Source organism: uncultured Veillonella sp. (assembly GCF_915069625.1).
Classification (GTDB): Bacteria; Bacillota; Negativicutes; order Veillonellales; family Veillonellaceae; genus Veillonella.
Window position 1 is genome coordinate 1 of record NZ_CAJZFD010000070.1, and the last position, 9,603, is coordinate 9,603.

Annotated in this window: 10 protein-coding genes; 3 read left to right on the forward strand and 7 right to left on the reverse strand. The window is 37.3% G+C overall.

What is annotated here, in order from left to right:
- Nucleotides 1–244 precede the first annotated feature (244 nt).
- The 6 genes from rpsR to QZ548_RS05070 form a co-directional block, all read right to left on the reverse strand.
- The gene (rpsR, locus tag QZ548_RS05045; protein ID WP_004693795.1) at nucleotides 245–475 is read right to left on the reverse strand and encodes a 30S ribosomal protein S18; all 231 of its coding nucleotides are present in this window, start codon (nucleotides 473–475) and stop codon (nucleotides 245–247) included.
- 39 nt (nucleotides 476–514) lie between these two features.
- Entirely contained in the window at nucleotides 515–913 is a 399-nt protein-coding gene (locus QZ548_RS05050; protein WP_004693797.1) for a single-stranded DNA-binding protein, read from the reverse strand.
- Nucleotides 914–932: 19 nt separating this feature from the next.
- On the reverse strand, nucleotides 933–1,217 hold the full coding sequence (gene rpsF / locus QZ548_RS05055; protein ID WP_004693799.1) for a 30S ribosomal protein S6: 285 nt from the start codon (nucleotides 1,215–1,217) through the stop codon (nucleotides 933–935).
- 142 nt (nucleotides 1,218–1,359) lie between these two features.
- Entirely contained in the window at nucleotides 1,360–2,544 is a 1,185-nt protein-coding gene (locus QZ548_RS05060) for a multidrug effflux MFS transporter (protein ID WP_105090161.1), read from the reverse strand.
- A gap of 466 nt (nucleotides 2,545–3,010) precedes the next feature.
- Nucleotides 3,011–4,186 (reverse strand): MBL fold metallo-hydrolase, encoded by a 1,176-nt coding sequence (locus QZ548_RS05065; RefSeq protein WP_295868827.1) that lies wholly within the window; start codon nucleotides 4,184–4,186, stop codon nucleotides 3,011–3,013.
- Between the two features lie 2 nt (nucleotides 4,187–4,188).
- A complete protein-coding gene (locus QZ548_RS05070) occupies nucleotides 4,189–5,265 on the reverse strand; it encodes a hypothetical protein (protein ID WP_227721382.1) in 1,077 nt (358 codons plus the stop codon).
- A gap of 339 nt (nucleotides 5,266–5,604) precedes the next feature.
- On the opposite strand from QZ548_RS05070, the gene QZ548_RS05075 reads away from it, so the two are divergent.
- Together QZ548_RS05075 and QZ548_RS05080 are read left to right on the forward strand one after the other, a co-directional pair.
- A complete protein-coding gene (locus QZ548_RS05075; protein ID WP_105094696.1) occupies nucleotides 5,605–6,834 on the forward strand; it encodes an LL-diaminopimelate aminotransferase in 1,230 nt (409 codons plus the stop codon).
- 253 nt (nucleotides 6,835–7,087) lie between these two features.
- On the forward strand, nucleotides 7,088–8,062 hold the full coding sequence (locus tag QZ548_RS05080) for a diaminopimelate dehydrogenase (protein ID WP_105094695.1): 975 nt from the start codon (nucleotides 7,088–7,090) through the stop codon (nucleotides 8,060–8,062).
- Between the two features lie 194 nt (nucleotides 8,063–8,256).
- Here the strand turns inward: QZ548_RS05080 and QZ548_RS09030 are convergent, their stop codons facing one another.
- Complete coding sequence (locus tag QZ548_RS09030) at nucleotides 8,257–8,394, reverse strand: putative holin-like toxin (RefSeq protein ID WP_222847350.1); 138 nt, start codon at nucleotides 8,392–8,394, stop codon at nucleotides 8,257–8,259.
- 185 nt (nucleotides 8,395–8,579) lie between these two features.
- On the opposite strand from QZ548_RS09030, the gene ychF reads away from it, so the two are divergent.
- A partial coding sequence (gene ychF / locus QZ548_RS05085; protein WP_295868832.1) for a redox-regulated ATPase YchF occupies nucleotides 8,580–9,603 on the forward strand: 1,024 nt, incomplete at its 3' end.

Here is a 9,603-nt window from a genome sequence, read left to right on the forward strand (position 1 = left end):
CTATGCTAATTAGAAAGAACTACTACTTTTCAATTCATTCATAAACAATATTTATATAAGTTATATTCTGTAGCGATTTTAACTTAGCAATGCTTTTACATCAGCTACAATTTGTTCTACAGAAACACCGTTTTCCTGCAAAATATACCACAATCTAAGAAAAAGAGCCAGTCCATACAGAACCAGCTCTTTATGTAGCAAAAAGGCGGTACAACCAAATGGTTATACCGCCTTGATTCATCAATTATTCTGCAGTGAATGGCAATAAAGCGATTGCACGTGCACGTTTGATAGATGTAGTCAATTTGCGTTGATGTTTTGCGCAAGTACCGGAAATACGACGAGGTAAGATTTTGCCGCGTTCAGTCGTAAAACGACGAAGTTTAGCAACGTCTTTATAGTCGATTTGATCGATATGGTCTGCACAGAAAACGCATACTTTTCTTCTTGGCTTTCTGCCTCTATCTCTTCTCATTGCGAATCCTCCTTTTCGAATTAGTAGGAGTCCCTGACACTAGAACGGGATGTTTTCGTCATCGCCGCCTGTACTGAAACTATCAAAATTGGACCCACCTTCGAAAGAATTAGTATTCATATCAAGGGATTGGCCCACAAAGTTCGCTACTACTTCAGTAACGTACCGTTTTTGACCGTCCTGAGTCTCGTAAGAACGAGTTTGCAAACGACCTTCTACAAAGCAACGACTGCCTTTACGAAGATTGCCTGCCGCTTCACCAAGTTTACCCCAAGCAACGCAGTTGATGAAAGCAGTTTGTTCTTTCGTCTCATTTGTTGTGGAATCAATATAGGTGTTTGTGGCAGCTACTGTGAAAGTTGCTACCGCACGACCAGTTTTGGTATAGCGTACTTCAGGATCACGAGCTAAATTACCTAGAATTTGTACAGAGTTCATGTTTTCCTCCAGGCTTTAATTATGCTTCGTGTTTAACAATTAGATGTCTTAGGACTTCATCGTTGATTTTCAATACACGATCGATTTCTTTGATTTCAGCAGGTGCTGCTTCAAAGTTGATCAATACATAGAAACCGTCAGTGAATTTCTTCACAGCGTAAGCAAGACGACGCTTGCCCCAACGATCTACCTTTTCTACTGTGCCGCCTACACGAGCAATTAAAGCTTCTACTTTTTCAATAACAGCGTTAGTTGCTTCCTCTTCAGCTGGTTTCACAATAAACATGACTTCGTATTTGTTCATACAAAATCACCTCCTCTTTCGGACTAATGCCCCTATCGACACATAGGGGTAGGAAGTGCTTACCATCAATAAGCCTTACTATTATAACCTAAAAAAAGAATGAAAGCAAGAGTTCAAATTTAAACCCTTGCTTTCACCAATATTATATACGATTATATTTTTCATCTTCAGGAAAGGCGATAATGGCGCAAATAATAACAAATAATGTAATGACCCCCATCATAGGATCCGCCGTATCATTTGGTAAGAAGGTAAGAATCAACGATGATACAATCCCACTACCATATTGCATAGCCCCTAATAATGCTGCCCCAGAGCCAGCCATTCTACCTGCTCTATCTAATGCTAATGCATTCGTTACAGCTGCAATGATGCCGTTCATAGAGAAGAATAAAAAACAACCAATAACGATTAACCACAGTGAATGGTAGCCTAAGACAATTAGTCCCATTACAACAGATACACAAATAGCAGCAAATAATGTGGCATATCGCAATAATCTATCGAGACGTATAGCACTTACAATACGGCGATTGATGGCGCTTAGTAACATAACACCAATAATATTAACAGAAAAGAGATAACCAAAGTACTCTTTTGGTACCTCATAGACATCAATATATACATAAGGCGAACCTGTTAAAAACGCATAGATAGCAATATAAAAGGAACTGACACATAGCGTATACTTCATAAAGCCTTTATTGCGCAATAAAATCCAATAATTATTATAGGTATGAGCTATAGACTTTTTACTACGTTTCTCTACAGGATGTGTTTCAGGAATGACTAATACGGCAACGAGCATCAAAATGCCGATAGCAACTAATAACCAAAAGATTGAATGCCAAGTATACCACACGAGTAGATGCCCTGCTAGCATCGGCCCTGCAATAGGCGCTATAGCCATAACAATAGCCAAGGTAGATAACATTTTTGCGGCCTCAGTCCGACCGTATAAGTCGCGAATCATAGCCCGTGATAACATAGGCCCTACGCAGGCACCAAAGGCCTGGAATACGCGCCAAGCTAGTAATTCCAGCATAGATGAACTCAAGGCACAGCCTACTGAGCCGATGATAAATAAGACTATCCCCATAATCAGCGGCTTCTTACGACCAATTTTATCGCTAACCGCTCCCCAAAAAAGCTGAGCTAGCGCAAAACCTATTAAGAAACCAGTCAACGTTAATTCTGCATCACCATTGAGATCACGCCCCATCTCTGGCATGGCAGGCAAATAAATATCTGTCGACAACGACGTAAACGCCATCAAAGCACTTAATATAGAAGTAAAAAGCCATCCTTTATTGCTAATCGTCAGCATAAAGACACCACTTTCATATAAAATTGCACGATAATATGTATTTATTTAAATTATATCAAAAACAAAGTTAATCCTATATAGTTTTGATATTTTTCAACAAAAAAGCGTAGTAAAACACTACGCAAGAATTGGTCTATAGCCAAATGTCAATTCTATTTTTCCTAAAATTACATTGATATACTAATGCTAAGAGTCATCACGTGAGTTAGGCCCATCACCGAAAGGTGGTGATACTATGAGCAAATTCGAAAAGTACTACTTAATTCTTTTTGTAATTTCCATAGCAATATCACTCTTTGCACTATTAAAGTAATGTAAAGATAAAAGCCTAACGCAACAGAGTATACAAAATACTCGCACGCTAGGCAATCATAAGAAAACATTTATAAGATGAGCCTAACGCAACCACACGTTGATGGCTCTCTTTTTATTTATTATACATCAAAAGCGAAATTTCTAAAAGGAATTATAAAATAAATGGCTCGTTATCATTAACAGTATACACATTTCTATGAGGTACTAATTCCTCTAATCTATCAGGATTATCAGTATGAACCGGAATAATTACATCAGGATTCACTAAGTCTATAAACTTGAGTAAATCAGTCTTCGAAACATGACCACTTGCATGGGATATATAAGATGGATATGTATCTAGTAAATTCTTCAATGCTGGATTCTCCTCAATATATCCTGTCCACATAGAATAAATGATACGTACATCATCCTTAGGAAACTCTTTAATGTGAGAAATAAAATATTCAGTTCCTCTTATTAAGGATACAAATCCGTTATCCATATAATATTTAGGATACGGTCCTTTACTAAGAACTAATGGGCTATCATGTCTACGATACAAAGAACTTTCATAATATACATTATTTATAACAGTATCTAATATTCTTTTCTGATACGTATCACAAATTAGTACTTTATCAGTGGGCATATTCTGCCAAATCCCCATAATACGATCAATATTCGTAGATGAACACATAACAAATACATATTTCCCATCTTGAATATATGAAGAAATATCATCTAATACGTCTACTTCAGATATATGATCATCAGCATCTCTAGATAATGAGGTTCCTTCTGTAATCAATACATCAACCTTACCTATATAGGTCTTGACTAACTTTTCTAATACATGATGGCGTAATCCATGCAGTCTAAAATCACCTGTATATAAGACACGTTTACCTTCTGCTTCAATGACAAACATATAACTATCAGCAGCACTATGGTCGATAACAAGAGGTCTAATATGTATATTTCCAATAGTAAAAGCTTCGCCTCCACGAAATGTATTTGCACCTAATAATCTTAAGTATAAGTTTTTATCTTGATATTCAGCAGCTATCATAGCCACTTCTTTACTTAATTCTCCCATATAGAATGGGATTTCTGGAAGTACAGAGGTTAGTTGTCCTAAGTGATCCATATGATAATGAGAGATTATAATACCATCACAATCCGGCATCCTTTTTGTAACGCCGTCTATATCCAGATTTATAGGTGTATACTTTTCATCTAAACTTAATTCATTACCAAAATCCAGCATAATGCGAGTAGTTGCTGTACTAATTTCTATGGCACTACCACCAATTTGATGAGTACCACGATGGATAATTATATTCATACTTAACCTTTACGAGAAATAGTTAGCAATGTTTCTGCTCGATATAATCGATCAAATTTTCTAGACCAACCTTTTATATTTGTTGGATAAGAAGATTTACTATCTGTATCAGCACGTAATACAACAAATCGAATTTGTTTCAACTTAGGCTCTTGTTCTAAGATTCTGTCACACAAAGTTCGTAAAGAATTACGTTTATCGGAATTAAGTAAATCTTGACACTCTTTATGCTGCTGGCTTTCAACTGTTTTAGACGGATAATTTGCTTTCTTTGTTTTATCTGCTTTATCTTTATTCGGCAAATCTATCCGTAGCATTAAATTTAAGTTTTCTCCGCCATCGTCTTTAGCCCGAGACTTCTCATCAAATAAAATTACTAATTCAGCGTTCTTAGTATGTTTATAATCCTTTAATGCTCTCAATTCAGTTATACCGTTATGATCTTGAGCAGATTCTATCTGATTCAAATCAAATAATTTGTAATATGTATACGCCTCTAAAACACATCGCAGTAAAGTTTCATCGCTCCCAGATGGACGATATTTCAATTCAATTATTGAATAACATTTATCTTTGGAGTTATAACCTAAAAGATCTATTTTGCCATACGAATCACTTAAACTTGCTTTCAGCGGTGTTTGATAATCAAAAATATAACCTAAATCCTTAACGTCACGTTGATAGAATAATAGTTTTGCTAAGATTTCTTCTTTTCGATTACTGCTCTGCAACTTATTTATATCCACACTTTCAGAATGATTATGACCTGTATCAAAATGTTTAGGTCTTAAAGGTTCTAATTCGAGCCATGTTTTAATGTAACCTTTTGATACAAGTGTATCTGCAATAACTTCGCTATATCGAGTATTATTGACTTTTGATTTACCTGTTACATGCCCTTTGTAGTTAATAATAGGTGCTTTATAAAAGTTTGCCGCAAATTTTTGCACCTCTGTAAGCTTTACGTTCTTGTCTTTAGAGCCTTGTTTAACACTAAATATTGTTTCAAAGTCTTTTAATTTATCGCTCCTACTAATTTCTTTGCAAATATTGTTATAAAACTGCTTACAATCAGACATCTCTATTCTCCCTTATCAATAATTTCCCCAATATTAAGAATAACTAGCTTATATGTGATATCCGTTAGATTTATACTATAAATTAATTATATCAGCAAGAATTTTATGAGTAAATGATGAAACGCCCACCTCAAATCAATAATAACTAAAGTTAATGTAAATTTATTATGCTTTTACTATACTATTCACTACGAGTAATAAATTCCCCATATTATAATCTTTTATATTAAAAGTACTTATACTGTTTAGATTAAAGAAAAATTCTATAGAAAATCCTTGCGTCATTATTCTATATAATTTACTATATATAGAGAAATCTGATTATAAAAAGGAGTCATCATGGCTAATATTAATGAAAACTATTTAAACCTACAAGGTTCTTATTTATTTGCTAATATCGCTAAAAAGGTTGCAGATTATCAAGCAGCGCATCCAGATGCAGACATCATTCGTCTTGGTATCGGTGATGTTACATTACCACTTGTTCCAGCAATTATCGATGCTATGAGCAAAGCAGTTCAAGAAATGGGTAAAGCTGAAACATTCCGCGGTTATGGCCCTGAACAAGGTTATGACTTCTTACGTCAAGCTATTGTTGATGGCGACTACAAACCATTAGGCGTAGACATTGCGATTGATGAAGTATTCGTTTCCGATGGTGCAAAATCTGATGTTGGTAATATCCAAGAGTTATTCAGCGAAGATAACATCATCGCTATCACGGATCCAGTGTACCCAGTATACTTAGACTCTAACGTAATGGGCGGTCGTACTGGCGAAGCAGTAGACGGCATCTTCCAAAAGGTTGTATACCTCCCTACTTACGCAGAAAACAACTTCTCTCCAGAATTCCCTTCTGAACGTGTAGATATCGTATATCTTTGCTCCCCTAACAACCCAACTGGTACTGTTTTAAGCCGTGCTCGTTTAGCAGAATGGATCAAATGGTGTAAAGATAATGATGCAATTTTAATGTTCGACTCCGCTTATGAAGCTTTCATCAGCACAGAAGACACTGTAAAATCCATCTACGAAATCGAAGGTGCTCGTGAAGTAGCTATCGAGTTCCGTTCCTTCTCCAAAACTGCAGGTTTCACTGGTACACGTTGTGCTTACGCAGTTGTACCTAAAGAAGTGACTGGTAAAACTAAATCTGGTGAACGCCAAGCACTAAACCCTATGTGGAACCGTCGCCAATGCACTAAATTCAATGGTGTTCCTTACATCATCCAACGCAGTGCTGAAGCAGTATACACAAAAGAAGGCCGCGAACAAACTCGCGCTAACATTGCATACTACAAAGAAAACGCTCGTATTATCAAAGAAGGTCTTGAATCTATCGGCCTTACTGTATACGGCGGCGTTGACGCTCCATACATTTGGCTAAAAACTCCTGGTAATATGACTAGCTGGGAATTATTCGACATCTTGCTCGAACAAGTTCAAATCGTATCTACACCAGGCTCTGGCTTTGGTCCTCACGGCGAAGGCTACCTTCGTTTAACAGCTTTCGGTAGCCGTGAAAATACAATTCGCGCCGTTGAAAGAATTAAAACATTAAAATTCTAATAGGATAATTAGCATACAGCTTATCCCCTATAGAATCTAAAAAGACAACGAGACCGATTGTACACCTATATTAGGAGTATAATCGGTCCTTTTTATGTTAGTTAAACGTTATGATCTATCTCAGCATCAATATGATAGATAGTATTATATATTTAATTTTATTTGATTCTATAGAAAAATATTAATAACTATCATTTTATGCTATAATGATTATGTTAATTATTAAATTTCTCGATTTATATAGGAGGCTAATATGAGCAAAATTCGTATTGGTATCGTTGGCTACGGCAACTTAGGTCGTGGCGTTGAAGCATCCGTAAAATTACAACCTGATATGGAGCTTGTTGGTGTATTCTCTCGCCGTAAAGGTTTAGAAACAGTGTCTGGTGTTCCTACATATACTATGGAAGATCTACCAAACTTCAAAGGTAAAATCGATGTTATGGTTCTTTGCGGTGGTTCTGCAACAGACCTTATCGAACAAACTCCAATGGTAACAAAATACTTCAACTGTATCGATTCCTTCGATACACATGCACGTATCCCTGAGCATTTCGCAAACGTAGACAAAGTAGCTAAAGAAGCTAAAACTGCTACATTGATTTCTTGCGGTTGGGACCCAGGCATGTTCTCTTTACAACGTGTATATGCTGAAAGCATCTTGCCTCAAGGCAAATCTTACACATTCTGGGGCCGTGGTGTTTCCCAAGGTCACTCCGATGCTATCCGCCGTATCGATGGCGTTCTTGATGCTCGTCAATACACTGTTCCTAAAGAACAATACCTTGAAGCAATCCGTAATGGTGAAACTCCAGACGTTGATGGCTATAAAGGTCACCTTCGTGAGTGCTATGTAGTAGCTGCACCTAATGCTGACAAAGCTAAAATTGAAAATGAAATCAAAACTATGGAAAACTACTTCGTAGGTTATGAAACTGTAGTAAACTTCATTTCTCAAGAAGAACTTGATCGCGACCATAAAGGTATTCCACATGGTGGCTTCGTTCTTCGCTCTGGTGAAAGCACTGACGGCACACGTCATGTTGTTGAGTATTCCTTAAAACTTGACTCCAACCCTGAATTCACTGGCTCTGCACTTGTTGCTTATGCACGTGGTATCTACCGCCTTGCTAAACACGGCGGCACAGGTTGCTACACAGTATTCGACATTCCACCAGCTTGGATTTCTACTCATTCTGCTGAAGAATTACGAGCTCACTCTCTATAAGACACAAAATAAAATCCCACACTAGTGTGTGGGATTTTATCTACTTCTATGGTATACTACTTAGAAGAAGTGAGGCGTAGATGTTTTCCGGCGTCAGCTCTCACATCTCTTACTAGTTTGAAAATTTGGCCTGACGACAAAAGGGTCCTTTTCAAAGCCCTGCTACATAAAAGCTAACCTGAGTTAGAAGTCAATTATCTTGCTGCTATGATAATGGTAGCAACTAACATACCAAAAGCTATCATTAAAGATAAAACTTCGTAGGTCTTCATGCTATCACCGCCAATCCTCGAGAAATTGGCAAGACCTGACACATCTAGAGGCCTCGACATCAATATATAATTTGTCGATTTCTATGTAAAGGGATTTAGTGACACTACTAGTCACCAATGTGACTAATGGTGTCACTTTTTTAGTACAAATTTATAGCATCTATATGATATAATATTTATTTGATAGAGTTTCTACGGAAGCTTTCACAAAGAACGAAATCAATTAGTTAATAAAAGGTGGTACCATGAGCACAAATTTAGAAGTAGGCATCGTAGGCCTTCCAAATGTTGGTAAAAGTACATTATTCAACGCCATTACTAAAGCGGGCGCTGAAGCTGCCAACTATCCATTCTGTACAATTGAGCCAAACGTAGGTGTCGTTGATGTTCCAGATAATCGTTTAGCTGTATTGGCTGAAATGTTTGGTTCTAAACGCATCCTTCCTGCTGCTATGCGCTTCGTAGATATTGCAGGCCTTGTAGAAGGTGCGTCCAAAGGCGAAGGTTTAGGTAATAAATTCCTTAGCCATATCCGCCAAGTAGACGCTATTGCTCAAGTCATTCGTTGTTTCGATGACCCTAACATCACTCACGTTTCTGGCTCTATCGATCCAATTCGTGATATTGAAATCATCAACACTGAGCTCTGCCTTGCAGACCTTGAATCCGTGGAAAAACGTAAACAACGTATTGAAAAAATCGCTAAATCTGGTGACAAAGATGCGCGTGCTGAGTTACCATTACTAGAACGCATCATCGAAGGTCTAGGTGAAGCAAAACCAGTTCGTGCACAAGGTCTCGAAGAAGAAGAATTAGAAATGATCAAAGAGTTGACATTGCTTACAGCAAAACCATCTCTTTATGTAGCTAACATTTCTGAAGATGAAGTATCTGATTACTCTTCCAATGAATATGTAAAACGTGTTGAGGAATATGCGAAAAACGAAGGCGCTGGCATCGTTGTTGTTTCTGCTCGCATCGAATCTGAAATTGCTGAATTATCTGAAGAAGAATCTGCTGCATTCCTTGAAGATCTTGGCCTTGAAGAATCTGGCTTAACTAAACTTATCAAAGCAAGTTATGCACTCTTAGGTCTTATCAACTATTTCACTGCTGGTGAAATGGAAGCTCGTGCTTGGACAATTGTAAATGGCACAAAAGCGCCTCAAGCAGCTGGTAAAATTCACTCCGATATCGAAAAAGGCTTTATCCGTGCTGAAATCGTATCCTTCGATGACTTACAAGCTTGCGGCAGCCAAAATGCGGCTA